The sequence below is a fragment of the Amycolatopsis sp. NPDC051371 genome (assembly GCF_040682155.1).
Classification (GTDB): Bacteria; Actinomycetota; Actinomycetes; order Mycobacteriales; family Pseudonocardiaceae; genus Amycolatopsis.
Map to the genome: position 1 here is coordinate 252,388 of NZ_JBFBAG010000006.1, position 15,156 is coordinate 267,543.

At 72.9% G+C, this 15,156-nt stretch carries 5 protein-coding genes; 2 read left to right on the forward strand and 3 right to left on the reverse strand.

Annotated features, from left to right (window positions below):
• Positions 1-72: 72 nt before the first annotated feature.
• Genes AB0M59_RS11030 through AB0M59_RS11040 form a run of 3 tightly spaced genes read right to left on the reverse strand, consistent with a single transcriptional unit; the run spans position 73 to position 3,298 of the window.
• A complete protein-coding gene (locus AB0M59_RS11030; protein ID WP_364612190.1) occupies positions 73-858 on the reverse strand; it encodes an NAD-dependent epimerase/dehydratase family protein in 786 nt (261 codons plus the stop codon).
• The gene (locus AB0M59_RS11035) at positions 858-1,874 is read right to left on the reverse strand and encodes a Gfo/Idh/MocA family oxidoreductase (RefSeq protein ID WP_364612193.1); all 1,017 of its coding nucleotides are present in this window, start codon (positions 1,872-1,874) and stop codon (positions 858-860) included. Before AB0M59_RS11035 ends, AB0M59_RS11030 begins: the two co-directional genes overlap by 1 nt.
• The gene (locus AB0M59_RS11040; protein ID WP_364612196.1) at positions 1,853-3,298 is read right to left on the reverse strand and encodes an NDP-hexose 2,3-dehydratase family protein; all 1,446 of its coding nucleotides are present in this window, start codon (positions 3,296-3,298) and stop codon (positions 1,853-1,855) included. The genes AB0M59_RS11035 and AB0M59_RS11040 overlap by 22 nt, the downstream gene beginning before the upstream one ends.
• Before the next feature lie 164 nt (positions 3,299-3,462).
• Between AB0M59_RS11040 and AB0M59_RS11045 the strand changes: the two genes are divergently transcribed.
• Entirely contained in the window at positions 3,463-4,683 is a 1,221-nt protein-coding gene (locus tag AB0M59_RS11045) for a macrolide family glycosyltransferase (protein WP_364612199.1), read from the forward strand.
• The gene (locus tag AB0M59_RS11050) at positions 4,680-14,945 is read left to right on the forward strand and encodes an SDR family NAD(P)-dependent oxidoreductase (protein WP_364612202.1); all 10,266 of its coding nucleotides are present in this window, start codon (positions 4,680-4,682) and stop codon (positions 14,943-14,945) included. The genes AB0M59_RS11045 and AB0M59_RS11050 overlap by 4 nt, the downstream gene beginning before the upstream one ends.
• The last annotated feature ends 211 nt before the right edge of the window (positions 14,946-15,156 follow it).

The following is a 15,156-nucleotide window of genomic DNA, read 5'->3' on the forward strand; positions in this document are numbered from 1 at the left end:
CGCCCAGCCCCCAGTACGGTGCGCCGGACGTCGTGCCGCACAACCGAAGAAAGGTCCACAAGGGACGGACGCTCAGGCGCTGACCGCGGCCTTGAGCTGACGGCGGGCGCTCTCGGCCAGCTCGTCGATGTTGCGGTCCAGCAACAACTTCAGGTAGCCGGGGCCGATGCCGAAGTCGTCGAAGCCCGTGACCAGCCCGCGCAGCTTCTCGATCCGCACGTCGCCGCGTTTGGCCGGCATGTCGACCAGCTTGCGCTCGGCGCGCGTGCCGAGGCGCTCCTCCAGCCCGTCGACGATGTCCTCGATCGCCTCCGACCGCCCGGACGCCACGTTGACGACCTCGTCGCGGATGCCCTGGCCGAGCAGCGAGTCGATCATCCGCATCATGTCGCCGACGTCGAGCAGGTCGCGCGAGACCCCGGAGTGCAGCGTGACCTCGCCCGAAAGCAGCTGGCGCGTCAGGGACGGCAGCAATTGGTGCGACGACTGGCCCGGCCCGACGATGTGGGACAGCCGCAGGACGAGCCACGGCGCGCCGGAGAGCGCGCAGACGTGTTCGAGGCACAGCTTGTGCCGGCCGTAGGGCGTGAGCGGGAAGACCGCGCCGCCCTCGCTGCCGACCGACTGGTCCGCGCCGTACATGCCGGTCGAGGCGGTCGACAGGAAGATCACCGTGCGGCCGGCGGTCCGGCAGCGGTCGATCACGTCGTAGACCAGCGTGGACTCGCGCTGGAACGCGGACACGTCGTTGACGAGCACCGTCGACACGCCCGCCGCGATGAGGGTGACGTCCGGGTACCGGTCGCCGAAGTACTGCCGGGTGTGGTGCGCGATGAAGCCGTTTCCGATGATCTCCATCAGCGGGTCACCGTCCGGTCGTCGGACACCCCGGCGGCGCTCGCGAACACTTCGTCGGCGAGCCGTGCGGTGTCCACGGAAGAAGCGAGCCAAGCCGCTTCGGATTCGTCGCGCCCGGCCAGCGCGGCGACGGCGAACGAGCGCAGCGACAGCTCGAACTGGTGCGCCGGGGGCAGCCAGAGCTCTTCGACGTGGTCCTGTTCTTCGATGCGCAGCACGGGTTGCCGCCCCGGCGGCGGTGTGAACGCGCGGTCCAGCGACAGCGCGGCGGCGCTGCCCCAGAGCTCGTACCGCGAGCGGTAGCTGTGCTGGAAACCGAAGTCGAGGGACGCGGTGACGCCGCTCGCCGAGGTGAGCAGCGCGTGCCCGGCGACGTCCACGCCGCCTTCGTCGAACCGCAGGGTGGCGCCGGTGACCCGGAGGTTGGGACCCAGCAGGAAAAGCGCCGCGCGCAGCGGGTAGACGCCGACGTCGAGCAGCGCCCCGCCGCCGAGCGACGGCTGGTAGCGGATGTCGTCGGCGGGCAGCGGCGGGATGCCGAACGACGCGGTGAACGTCCGGAGGTCGCCGAGGCGGCCGGCGTCGAGCAGGTCGCGCACCCGCGTGTGCTGGGGGTGGTGGATGAACGTGAAGTTCTCGCGCAGCACCAGGTTCTGCTTCGTGGCCAGCTCGGCCAGGTCCTCGGCCTGTTCGAGGTTGAGCGTGAGCGGCTTCTCGCACAGCACGTGCTTCCCGGCCAGCAACGCTTTCCGGGCCCACTCGTGGTGCAGGCTGGTCGGCAGGGAGACGTACACCGCGTCGACGTCGCTGCTGTCCAGGAGTTCGTCGTAGGTCATCGCGGCGGTGTGGAAGCGCCCGGCGAACTCTGCGGCCTTCTCCGGCGAGCGGGCCGCGACGGCGGTCAGCGCCAGTTCGGGCACGGCGGCCGCGGCGGGCAGGGTGCGGCGCGCGGCGATCGACGAGCAGCCGAGCGCGCCGAGCCGCAGGGCCCGGCTCATCGCAGTCCCCGCAGGCACGCGATCAGGCTGCGGGCCTGCACGTTGACGTAGTGGCTGTGCCGCAGCAGCTCGTTGAGCTGGTTGAGGGTGAGCCACCGGAAGTCGGCCAGCCCGGCGTCCGGGAAGTCCGCCGGTACCTCGATGATCTGGTAGTCGCTGTACGCGTGGTGGAACCGGCCGCCTTCTTCGGACAGCTGGGCGGAGAAGAGCACCTGGTCGTCGCGTCTGCCCAGCACCATGTCGAGGAACGGTGGCCGATCCGCCGCCGGGGTAAGCACGTAGTTGTCCGGGGTGCACTGCACGGTCGGGGCGAGCTCCACCACGTCGAGGTAGCCGGGCTCGACCCGCGCGTTGAGCAGGGCGTGCAGCACCCCGTCGACGCGTTTCACCAGCAGGGCCACCACGCCCGCGCCGTGCGGCCGGACCAGCGGCTGGGTCCATTGCGCGACTTCGCGTCCGTTCGTGGTGATGTCGACAGCGATGATGCTGAAGAACAGGCCGAGCTCGTGCGAGATCTCGGCCGGGGTGCGGACCCAGTTCGCGACCTCGCGCAGCGGGAGCGGGCTGGTGCGCACGACGTGCTGGGCCTGGCGCGAGGTGATCCAGCTGAGCACCTCGGTGCGCGTGTGCAGGCTGCCGGTGGGCTGGGCCGACGAGCGCGCCACCGCCGCGGCGAGGTCGCTGACGGCGTCGGCCTCGTGGCCCTCGAGCCCGGCCGGCATGCAGGACAGCACCGTGCGGGCGTCCATGTTGACCAGGTTGTCCTGCTTGAGCAGCTCGTGCAGCTGGCCGAGGGTGAGCCAGCGGAAGTCGTCGGGCAGGTCGCCCTCGTCGGGGAACTCCGCGGCCTCGACGATCATGTTCCGGTTGCGCTTGCGGTAGAACCAGGAACCCTGCTCGGACTGCAGGACGTCGGCGAGCACGGTTTCCGGGTCCGGGTCGCGGAAGTGGTCCAGGTAGGGGACCGGCCGGCCGCCGTGCACGCGGGTGTAGTTGCTCTTGGTCGCCTGGACCGTCGGCGAGACCTGGACGCCGTTGACGTTGCCCGGCTCGGACTTCGCCTGCATCAGGCAGTGCAGGACACCGTCGATCTCCTTGACGAGGATGCCCAGGATGCCGATCTCGGGCTGGTTGATGATCGGCTGCGACCAGTGCGTGACCGGTCCGTGGTCGGTGTCGACCGCCAGCCCTTCGACGCCGAAGAAGCGGCCGCTTTCGTGGCACAGGTTGCCGGAGCCGGGGTCGAAACCCCACCGCCGGAGCTCGCCGAACTCGATCCGGCGGACTTCGTGGCGGTGGGCGAGGTTGCGATCCTCGATCCACTTCTCGACGACGGCGTTCGGCGTCGCGACGCCGTCGGTGGCGGCCGCGGACTTGGCGAGCCGGTGTGGCAACGTCACGTCCGGTTTGCGGAGCAAGCCGGTTCCTGTGTGACGCTCCATGGATTTCACCTCGCGTGGCCGGCGGACGGGATGTCCTATTTGTAGCGAGGAGAAACTAGGAGGAATGCTGGTCTTTTCCGGGGCGCCGCGGTGACACTAGGCGAATCATCGGATTTCCTGTGCAGGGCCCGGTGGGTGCTCCCGGCCGACCTAGGGTGACCGGCGTGGACGTCTCCGGCGGGCATGTCGCCTTCTTCAGTTTCCCGGGCTTCGGTCACATCCGGCCGACGTTGCCGGTCGTGCGCGAGCTGCTTTCGCGCGGGCACGACGTGTCGTACGTGGTCGCCGAGCGGTTCGCCGGCGTGGTCGCGGAGACCGGCGCGAGAGTGCTGACCTACCCGTCCGCCTTCCCGGAGTCGATGCCGGACGTGCACACCGCCGAGGACCTCGCCGAGGTCCTCGCGCACTACCTCGACGAGGCCTACGCCCCGCTCGCCACCGCGTGGCCGGAGTTCGCGGACCGCCCGGTCGACCTCGTGGTCCAGGACGTGCTGAGCACCGACGTCGGCGGCCTGGTCGCGCGGCGCGCCGGCTGTGGCGTCGTCCGCCTCTTCGCCGGGTTCGGCGGCAACGACGAGGTTCCTCTCAACGGCAGCGAGAGCCAGCTGGAGGGGCCGCCGCTCGACCCCGCGCACCCCGCCCTGGCGGCGTGCGGAGAGCGCGTCACGGCGTTGCTGGGGAAGTTCGGCCTCGATACCCCATCGGATTTCCCGCCCGGGGGTGGGGAAGTCGTGGCGAACCTGGTGTTCGTGCCCCGTGCTTTCCAGCCCCGCCCGGAGTGCTTCGGCGACGAGTTCGTGTTCGTCGGCCCGACCGGCGACGACGGGGCAGCCGCCGAAGGCTGGGCCGCGCCCGGCGGGGACGTTCCCGTTGTGCTGGTGTCGCTGGGCACGTCGTCGAACAGCAACCCCGGGTTCTTCACCGCCTGCGGGCGGGCGTTCGCGGGCACCGGCTGGCGGGTCGTGATGACCACCGCCGGGCACGTCGGCGACGACGTCGCGGCGGCCATGCCCGACAACGTCGAGCTGCACTCCTGGCTCGACCACCGGGAGGTCCTGCCGCACACCGACGTCGTCGTCTGCCAGGCAGGGACGGGCTCCCTGATGGACGCGTTCGGCCACGGCGTCCCCGTGGTCGCCGTGCCGCAGCGGCCGGAGGCTCGGGTGACCGCGCAGCAGGTCGAGCGGCTGGGGCTGGGCCGCGCGCTGCTCGACGACGTGACCGGGGACGACGTGCGCGACGCCGTTCTGGCCGTCGCCGCCGACGCGGCGGTGGCGGCCGAGGTCGCGCGGATGCGGGCGGCCATCAAGGCGTCCGGAGGCGCGAAACGGGCGGCGGACGTGCTCGAACGTGCCGTGCGGTCCACCGATGGGGAAAAGGCATGAGCGACGACGACAAGCTGCGCGGGTACCTCAAGAAGGTCACCGCGGACCTGTACCGGACGCGCGAGCGGCTGCGCGACGCGGAGGACCGGGAGCACGAGCCGATCGCGATCGTGGCGATGAGCTGCCGCTTCCCCGGCGGCGTCCGTTCGCCGGAGGACCTCTGGGACGTCGTGGCCTCGGGCCGCGACGCGATCTCGGGGTTCCCCGTCAACCGCGGCTGGGACCTCGACGCGCTGTACGACCCCGACCCGGAGCGGGCCGGGAAGTGCTACACCCGCCAGGGCGGCTTCCTGCACGACGCGGACGAGTTCGACCCGGAGTTCTTCGGCATCTCCCCGCGCGAGGCGCAGACGATCGACCCGCAGCAACGGTTGCTGCTCGAGACGGCCTGGGAGGCGTTCGAACGCGGCGGGATCGACCCGGCGTCCCTGCGCGGCAGCAGCACCGGCGTGTTCGCCGGGGTGATGTACAACGACTACGCCACGCGCCTGACCGACCTGCCCGCGAGCCTCGAAGGTTATGTGGGCAACGGAAGTGCCGCCAGCATCGCGTCCGGCCGGGTGGCCTACACGTTCGGGCTCGAAGGCCCGGCGGTCACCGTCGACACCGCGTGCTCGTCTTCTTTGGTGGCACTGCACTGGGCCGCGCAGGCGCTGCGGCGCGGCGACTGCTCACTGGCGCTGGCGGGCGGCGTCGCGGTGATGTCGACGCCGGTGACGTTCATCGGGTTCAGCCGGCAGCGCGGTCTCTCGCCGGACGGCCGGTGCCGGTCGTACGCCGACGCCGCCGATGGCACGGGCTGGGGCGAGGGCGCCGGTTTCCTGCTCCTGGAACGGCTTTCCGACGCGCAGCGCAACGGCCACCCCGTGCTCGCAGTGGTGCGCGGCTCCGCCGTCAACTCCGACGGCGCGAGCAGTGGCCTCACCGCGCCGAACGGCCCTTCGCAGCAGCGGGTCATCCGCGCCGCGCTCGCCGACGCCGGGCTGTCCGCCGCGGACGTCGACGTCGTCGAGGGGCACGGCACCGGGACCACGCTGGGCGACCCGATCGAGGCGCAGGCGCTGCTGGCGACGTACGGCCGTGAACGTGCGGGTGGGGCGCCGCTGTGGCTGGGCTCCGCGAAGTCGAACTTCGGTCACACGCAGGCCGCGGCCGGCGTCGGCGGCGTGATCAAGATGGTGATGGCGCTGCGCAACGAGCTGCTGCCGCGGACCCTGCACGCTGAAGTTCCGTCGTCCAAAGTGGACTGGGCGGTCGGTGAGGTCGCGCTGCTGCAGGAGGCCGTCGCGTGGCCGGTGGGCGAGCGCCCGCGTCGCGCCGGGGTCTCGTCCTTCGGAGTAAGCGGCACCAACGCGCACACGATCATCGAGCAGGCACCCTCACCCGAACCCGCTGAGCCCGGGGGTTCGGCTGGGTTGGTGCCCGCGGTACTGTCGGCGAAGAGTCCGGAGGCGCTGCGAGAGCAAGCCGCCCGGTTACTGTCGCAAGTGGACGGACTCCGGCCGGTCGACGTCGCGTATTCGCTGGCCACGACACGGGCGGCGTTCGAGCACCGGGCCGTCGTGCTGGCGGAGACCGCCGAAGAGTTGCGTGCAGGGCTGGTCGAGCTGGCGTCCGTCGGCGAAACCACCTCGGGCAAGACGGCCTACGTGTTCGCGGGCCAGGGCGCACAGCAGCCGGGCATGGGACGCGGTCTCCACGCCGCGTTCCCCGTTTTCGCGCAGGCCTTCGACGAGGTCTGCGTGGGCTTCGCCGGACTGCGCGAACTGATCTTCGAGGGCGGCGACCTGGACCGCACCGAGATGACCCAGCCCGCCCTGTTCGCCGTGGAGGTCGCGCTCTTCCGCCTGCTGGAGTCGTGGGGACTGACCCCGGACTTCGTCATGGGCCACTCGATCGGCGAGCTGGCCGCCGCGCACGTCGCCGGGGTGTTCTCGCTGGACGACGCGTGCCGCCTGGTCGCCGCTCGTGCTCGCCTCATGCAGTCCGTGACGGCCGAAGGGGCGATGGCCACCCTGCGCGCCACCGAGGACGAGGTCCGGCCGTTGCTCCGCGAGGGTGTCGCCATCGCGGCCGTCAACGGGCCCGAGGCCGTGGTCGTCTCCGGTGACGTCGACGCCGTCGAGGAGATCGCCGCGCGGTTCGCCGGGTCGAAGCGGCTGCGGGTCAGCCACGCGTTCCACTCGCCGCACATGGACTCGATCCTGGACGCGTTCCGCGCGGTCGCGAAGACCGTTTCCTACGCGGCACCGAAGATTCCCGTGGTGTCGAACGTGACCGGCGAGCCCGCCGACGTCACCTCCGCGGAGTACTGGGTGGGGCACGTCCGCGCCACCGTCCGGTTCCACGACGGGATGCGCTGGCTCGCCGAGCACCGGGTGACCCGGTTCGTCACGCCCGGGCCCGGCGGCGCGGCCGCCGCGATGGCCGGGGACTGCGTGCCGGACGCGCTGGTGGTCCCGGTCCTGCGCCGGGACCGCGACGAGGTGCGCACCTTCACCGAAGCCGTCGGACGGTTGCACATCGCCGGGTTCAGCCCGGACTGGGCCGCGGTGTTCGCCGGTCGTGGCGCACAGGTCGTCGACCTGCCGACCTACGCCTTCCAGCGGGAGCGCTATTGGCTCGACGGGCAGCGGGCCGTCAAGCCGGCCGGTGCGCTGTACCGCGTCGAGCAGGTCCCGGCGGCGGCCACCAGCCCGGCCGCCGACTGGCACGAGCTGGGCTCCGAAACCCCACCGGTGGTCTACTTCCGGTGCGAGGCCGGAGGCGACGTCGTCGAATCCGCCCACTGCCAGGTGCGAGAAGTCCTGGAAGTGCTGCGGACCTGGCTGTCCGACGACCGCTACGCGAAGTCCAAGCTGGTCTTCGTCACCCGGGGGCTCGCCGGGGCCGCGGTGCGGGGGCTGGTCCGCTCCGCACAGGCCGAACACCCCGGCCGCTTCGTCCTGGCGGACGCCGCCGAACTGCCTGCCGCGTTCGTCACGGAGGAGCCGGAAGCCACCTACGCCGGCGGCGAAGTGACCGTGCCCCGGCTCGTCGAGTCCACTTCGGACGGACCCGGTGTCCGTCTCGAAGGGACCGTGCTCATCACCGGTGGGGCCGGTTCGCTGGGGGGCCACGTCGCCCGGCACCTGGTCCGCACGCACAACGTGCGCCGGCTCGTCCTCGTGAGCCGGCGTGGACCGGATGCGCCGGGCGCGCGGGAACTCGAGGCCGAACTGGCGGCGGAAGGCGCCGACGTCGTCCTCGCCGCGTGTGACGTCACCGACCGGCAAGCCCTCGCCGGGCTGCTCGGCGAGGTCGGCCCGCTCGACGCGGTGGTGCACGCGGCGGGCGTGCTCGACGACGGCGTCGTCTCCTCGCTGACCTCCGAGCGTCTCGAGGCCGTGCTGCGGCCCAAGCTCGATGCGGCCTGGCACCTGCACGAACTCACCGAAGGCCTGTCCGCGTTCGTCCTCTTCTCGTCCGCCGCCGGGGTTCTCGGTGGTGCTGGGCAGGGCAACTACGCGGCGGCCAACACGTTCCTCGACGGGCTCGCCGCGCACCGGCGTGAGCTGGGACTGCCCGCGGTGTCCCTGGCCTGGGGTCCGTGGGTACCCGATGGCGGGATGACCGGGCAGCTCACCGACGCGGACGTCGCCCGCATGCGCCAGGGCGGCGTGCGGCCGCTGCCTGCCCGAGACGCGCTCGCCCTGTTCGACCGCGCCCTAGCCGGTCCCGACGCGCTGGTCGTGCCCATCGACTTCGCTTCCGACGATCTCGACACCACCAAACCGCTGCTCAGCGGGATCGCCGGGGAAGACGCGCGACCTGCACCCAGCCTGTCCGGCTCGGCCGCCGCGCTCGACCTGGTCCGGGCGCAGGTGGCCGCGGTGCTCGGCCACTCCTCGACGGCGTCCGTGCGCGCGGACCGGCCGTTCGCCGACCTCGGCTTCGACTCGCTGACCGCCGTCGAACTGCGCAACGCCCTCGGCCGCGAGACCGGCCTGACCCTGCCCTCGACCCTCGTCTTCGACCACCCGACGCCGCGCGCGCTCGCCGAGCACCTGCTCGGCGCGTCCGACCTCAAGCCCACCGAGCCGACCACCCGGGCGAGCGACGAGCCGATCGCGATCGTGGCGATGAGCTGCCGGTTCCCCGGCGGCGTCAGCACGCCCGAGCAGCTGTGGGAGCTCCTCGAAGCCGGCCGCGACGTCATCTCGCCGTTCCCCGGCGACCGCGGCTGGGACCTCGACACGCTCTACCACCCGGACCCCGACCACCCCGGCACCTGCTACACGCGGGAAGGCGGCTTCCTCGACGACGCGGCCGGGTTCGACCCGGAGTTCTTCGAGGTGTCGCCGCGCGAGGCCGTCGCGATGGACCCGCAACAGCGGCTGTTGCTCGAGACCGCCTGGGAAGCTTTCGAACGCGCGGGGATCGACCCGTCGGCGTTGCGTGGCAGCCGCACCGGCGTCTTCGCCGGGACCAACGGCCAGGACTACTCGTCGCTGCTGCGGGATTCGGCGGACGACGTCGCCGGTCACCTCGGCACCGGCAACGCCGCGAGCGTGCTGTCCGGCCGCGTCTCCTACACCTTCGGGCTCGAAGGCCCGGCCGTCACCGTCGACACGGCGTGCTCGTCCTCGCTGGTCGCCCTGCACCTCGCGGCGCAGTCGCTGCGCTCCGGCGAGTGCTCGCTGGCGCTGGCCGGCGGCGTCACCGTGATGTCCACGCCCGCCGGGTTCGTGGAGTTCAGCCGGCAGCGCGGGCTGGCCGAAGACGGCCGTTGCAAGGCCTTCGGCGACGCCGCCGACGGCACCGGCTGGTCGGAGGGGGCCGGGATCCTGCTGCTGGAACGGCTTTCGGACGCCCAGCGCAACGGCCGTCGCGTGCTGGCGGTGCTGCGCGGCTCGGCCGTGAACCAGGACGGCTCGAGCAACGGGCTCACCGCCCCGAACGGCCCTTCCCAGCAACGCGTCATCCTCGCCGCGCTCGCCGACGCGGGGCTCACGCCATCCGATGTGGACGCCGTCGAGGCGCACGGCACCGGCACGCAGCTCGGCGACCCGATCGAGGCCCAGGCGCTGCTCGCCACCTACGGGCAGGACCGCGAGCGTCCCTTGTGGCTCGGCGCGATCAAGTCCAACCTCGGGCACACCCAGGCCGCCGCCGGGGTCGCCGGCGTGCTCAAGATGGTCCTTTCCCTGAACCACGAGGTGCTGCCGCGCACGCTGCACGCCGACGTCCCGTCGGAGCGCGTCGACTGGACGGCCGGGAACGTCCGGCTGCTGACCGAGCCGGTCATCTGGCCCGCGGGCGGACGGCCGCGCCGGGCTGCCGTGTCCGCGTTCGGGTTCAGCGGCACCAACGCACACGCCGTGCTGGAGCAGGCTCCGGCGCCTACTCCGGTCGAGTCCACTGTGGACATATCGATATCACTGTGGCCGCTGTCCGGCCACACCGAGGCGGCGCTGGCCGCGCAGGCCGCCGCGTTGCTTCCGGTGGCGGCGCACGACATCGGCTCCGCGCTGGCCGCCCGGACCGCGTTCGACCACCGTGCCGTCGTCCTGGCGCCCGACCGCGACACCGCGTCGGCGAACCTGCGGCTGCTCGCCGAGGGCGGCGAAGGGCCCGGGCTCGTCCGCGGCCGCGTGTCCGACGAGGGCCGTTCGGCGTTCCTCTTCACCGGCCAGGGCGCCCAGCGCGCGGGCATGGGACTCGCGCTGCGCGAGGAATTCCCGGTGTTCGCCGACGCCTTCGACGCGGCCTGCGCGCGGTTCGACCTCCCGCTGCGCGAGGTGATCGCCGAGGGTGGCGATCGGCTCGACCAGACGCGCTTCGCGCAGCCCGCGCTGTTCGCGGTCGAGGTGGCGCTGTTCCGCCTGCTGGAGTCGTGGGGGCTGACCCCGGACTTCGTCATGGGCCACTCGATCGGCGAACTCGCGGCCGCCCACGTGGCCGGAGTCCTGAGCCTCGACGACGCCTGCACACTGGTCGCCGCGCGCGGCCGGCTCATGCAGGAGCTGCCCGCGACCGGCGCGATGGTGGCCGTGCGGGCGACCGAGGACGAGGTCCGGCCGCTGCTCACGGCGTCGGCGGGGATCGCCGCCGTCAACGGGCCCGCGTCGGTCGTCGTGTCCGGGGTGGAGGACGACGTCCTCGGCATCGCCGCGCACTTCACCCAGCTGGGCCGGGAGACCAAGCGGCTGCGCACCAGCCACGCGTTCCACTCCCCGCTGATGGACCCGATGCTCGCGCGGTTCCGCGAGGTCGCGGCCGAACTGTCCTATCAGGACCCGAAGATCGGACTGGTCTCGAACCTCACCGGCCGGCTCGTCACAGAGTTGCGCTCGCCCGAGCACTGGGTCCGGCACGTGCGCGACGCGGTCCGCTTCGCCGACGGCGTCGGCGGGCTGGCGGCCCAGGGGGTCACCCGGTTCGTGGAGCTGGGGCCGGACGCGGTGCTCTCGGCGATGGTCTCCGACTGCGTCGAGGACGCCGTCTTCGTGACCGCGACCCAGCGACGGAAGCGACCGGACGTCGAAACCCTGCTGGCCGCCGTGGCGGAAGCCCACGTTCACGGCTTTTCTCCGGACTGGGCGACCCTGTTCCCGGCGGGTGACCGGGCCGCACTGCCGACCTACGCCTTCCAGCGCCGCCGGTTCTGGCCCACGGCGGGACGCACCGGCGACGTCGCTACCGCGGGTCTCGCGGCCAGCCCCCACCCGTTCCTCGGCGCCACCGCCGAACTGGCCGGGTCCGCCGGGGTCCTGAGCACGGGACGGATCTCGCTGCGGACACACCCCTGGCTCGCCGACCACGGCATCGGCGGTTCGGTGCTGTTCCCCGGGACGGCGTTCGTCGAACTCGCCGTCGACGCGGGCGACCGCGCCGGCCGCACACAGGTCGAGGAGCTGACGCTGGGGGCACCGCTGGTGCTGCCCGCGACCGGCGGTGTCCGGCTCCAGGTCCTGACCGGCCCACCGGACGAGTCCGGGGCGTGCACGCTGACCATCCATTCACGCCCCGAGGACGCGGCGCCCGACAGCGCGTGGACGCTGCACGCGAGTGGCGTGCTGACGCCGGGGCTGCCCGCGCGCGGCGAGGACCTCACCGAGTGGCCGCCCCGGGGCGCGGAAACCCTCGAAACGGACGGGCTCTACGACCGGCTCGCGGACAGTGGATTCGGCTATGGGCCCGTTTTCCAGGGCCTGCGGCGGGCCTGGCGGCACGGCGAGGACGTCTACGCCGAGGTCGAGCTGCCCGAGGATGCCGAAGGTGCGTTCGGGCTGCACCCGGCGCTGCTCGACGCGGTCCTGCACGCGGCGGCGTTCCTGCCGTTCGCCCCCGCCCCGAACGGGCGGCTGCCGTTCTCCTGGCGCGGGGTGTCGCTGCACGCCGAAGGGGCACGCGCCCTGCGGGTGCGGCTCACCAAGACCGGCGCCGAGTCCCTCGCGATCGCGATCGCCGACTCCGCCGGCCGGGCCGTCGCGACCGTGGATTCCCTGGCCCTGCGGGAGTTCTCGCCCGACCAGCTCGCGGCCCGGCCGGACGCGCTGTACCGGCTCACCTGGCCCGTCCACGACGGTGACCCCGCTGATCCGTCATGGACGGTCGTCGACTCGCTCGCCGAAATCACCGATGTCCCGGACGTCGTCGTGATCCCCTTCGCGGCCCGGCCGGTGCGGGAGGCGACGCACGACGCGCTCGCGCTCGTCCAGGCTTGGCTCGCCGACGACCGGTTCGCCGCGGCGAGGCTCGCGCTGCTGACTTCCGGCGCGGTCGTCACCGAAGACGGCGACGGACCGGCCGATCCCGCTCTCGCCGCGGTCTGGGGCCTGGTGCGCTCGGCGCAGTCGGAGCACCCCGGCCGCTTCGCGCTGGTCGACTCCGACGGCTCGGCCGAGCCCGCCGCCGCCCTGGCGACGGGGGAGAACCAGGTCGCGGTCCGCGCCGGCACGGTCCGGGTGGCGCGGCTGGCGAAGGAAAGCGACGCGCTCACCGTCCCTCTTGGCGACTGGCGGGTCGACATCGCCGATCGCGGCACTCTCGACGGGCTGACCGTCGTGCCCTGCCCCGAGTTCGCCGAACCGGTCGCGCCGGGCGCGGTGCGGATCTCCGTGCGCGCCGCCGGCGTCAACTTCCGGGACGTGTTCAACACGCTCGGCATGTACCCGGGCCCGGCCACCTCGCCGGGGCTGGAAGGCGCCGGAGTCGTCACAGCCGTCGGCGACGGCGTCACCCGGTTCGTGCCGGGCGACCGCGTGATGGGCATGTTCGGCGGCGCGTTCGGGCCGGTGGCGGAGGTCGACGAGCGGATGCTCTGCCGGCTGCCCGCCGGGATGTCGTTCGCGCAGGGCGCTTCGGTGCCGGTGGTGTTCCTGACCGCGCTCTACGCCCTGACCGACCTCGGTGACCTGCGGCCCGGCGAGACCGTCCTGGTGCACGCGGCGGCGGGTGGTGTCGGCATGGCCGCGGTCCAGCTCGCGCGGCAGCTCGGCGCCGAGGTCTACGGCACCGCGAGCGCCGGGAAGTGGGACACGCTGCGGGCTTCGGGCCTGGCGGACGACCACATCGCGTCGTCGCGGACGCTCGACTTCGAAGGCGAGTTCCTCGCGGCCACCGGCGGGCGCGGCGTCGACGTCGTGCTCGACTCGCTCGCCGGGGACTTCGTGGACGCCTCCCTGCGCCTGCTGCCGCGCGGCGGCCGGTTCCTGGAGATGGGCAAGACCGATGTGCGCGACCCCGAGCGCGTCGCGGCCGGCCACCCGGGTGTCCGGTACCAGGCGTTCGACCTGGTCGAGGCCGGGTACGACCGGATCCGCGAGCTGTTCGACCGGCTGCTGGCGTGGTTCGAGGCCGGGGTGCTGACCCCGATCCCCGTCACCGCTTGGGACGTCCGGCGCGCGCCCGCGGCGTTCCGGCACGTGAGCCAGGCGAAGCACGTCGGCAAGGTCGTGCTGACCGTGCCCGCGCCGCTCGACCCCGAAGGCACCGTGCTGATCACCGGCGGCACCGGCGGGCTCGGGCGCCTGCTGGCCCGGCACCTCGCGGGCTCCGGCGCCGGGCACCTGCTGCTGGCGAGCCGGCGCGGTCCGGCGGCCGAGGGCGTCGAAGAGCTGCGGGCCGAGCTGTCCTCGCTCGGGGCCGAGACGACCGTCGTCGCGTGTGACGCGGCGGACCGGGACGCGCTCGCGAAGCTGCTGGCGGACGTGCCGGAGCGGCACCCGCTGACCGCGGTGGTGCACGCGGCCGGGGTGCTCGACGACGGGCTCGTCGACGCGCTCACCCCCGACCGGCTGGACACCGTGCTGCGGCCCAAGGCTTCCGCCGCGACCAACCTGGACGAGCTGACGCGAGACGTCGATCTGTCCGCGTTCGTCCTGTTTTCGTCAGCGGCAGGCGTGCTCGGGGCGCCCGGGCAGGGCAGCTACGCCGCCGCAAACGCTTTCCTGGACGGGCTGGCCCGGCAGCGGCGTTCGGCGGGGTTGCCCGCGCTGGCGCTGGCCTGGGGTCCGTGGCTGCCGACCGGCGGCATGACGGCGAGCCTGTCCGAGGCCGACGTGCGCCGGATGGCGCGGTCCGGGCTGCCGCCGCTGCCCGCGGACCAGGGCCTCGCGCTGTTCGACGCGGCGCTGGGCGCGCCTGACGCGGTGTTCGTGCCGATGCTGGTCGACTCGCGCGTACTGGGGGCGACGGACGTCCCGGAGCAGCTGCGCGGAGTGGTCCGGACCGCCGCCCGGCGCCGCACGGCCGCCGGTTCCCCGCAGGCGGGCCCCGACCTGCGGCAGCGGCTCGCGGGGACGTCCGGCGAGGACCGGCGGCAGGCGCTGCTGGAGCTGGTGTGCGCGCAGGTGGGAGCGGTGCTGGGCTACGGCGCCGCGGAGGCCGTCGACCCGGGGAGGGTGTTCAAGGAGCTGGGGTTCGACTCGCTGACCGCGGTGGAGCTGCGCAACCGGCTCAGCGCGGCGAGCGGGATCCGCCTGCCGGCGACGCTGATCTTCGACTACCCGACCCCAGCGGCGTTGGCCGGCTACGTGGGCGAGGAACTGTTCCCCGAATCCTTCGCGGCGGCGGAAGACGCGGAGGAGCCTGAGATTCGCGCGGCGCTGGCGTCCATTCCGGTCGCCCGGTTCCGCGAAGCGGGGTTGCTCGACGCGCTGCTGAAGCTGCGGGACGGCGGTCCGGCACCGGTTTCCGCCGATTCCGAGGACGACGGTCTCGGCGAAATGGACGTCGACGACCTGGTGCGGATGGCACTCGGGGCCGACGAGGCGTGAACGGAAGCGGCCGTCCGTAGGTCGTGAACGAGTCGGCCGGGACCGCCGGCGCCGGGGTCCGACAAGGTCGCGGCGCCGGCTCCGCTGGTGTCTTGAATGAGTCATTCAGGTCTTCGGACCTGGATCCACCGGTGAATGTGGTGGGTGAGGCGGTGTCGTAGACGCGCAGATGCCCTCTGACCTGGGATGATTGTTCTTGTCTAGGGAACAA

Bases quoted from the DNA above. Each gene is read 5' to 3' on its own strand.
- AB0M59_RS11040 (WP_364612196.1), bottom strand. From the start codon at position 3,298: ATGGAGCGTCACACAGGAACCGGCTTGCTCCGCAAACCGGACGTGACG.
- AB0M59_RS11030 (WP_364612190.1), bottom strand. From the start codon at position 858: ATGGAGATCATCGGAAACGGCTTCATCGCGCACCACACCCGGCAGTAC.
- AB0M59_RS11050 (WP_364612202.1), top strand. From the start codon at position 4,680: ATGAGCGACGACGACAAGCTGCGCGGGTACCTCAAGAAGGTCACCGCG.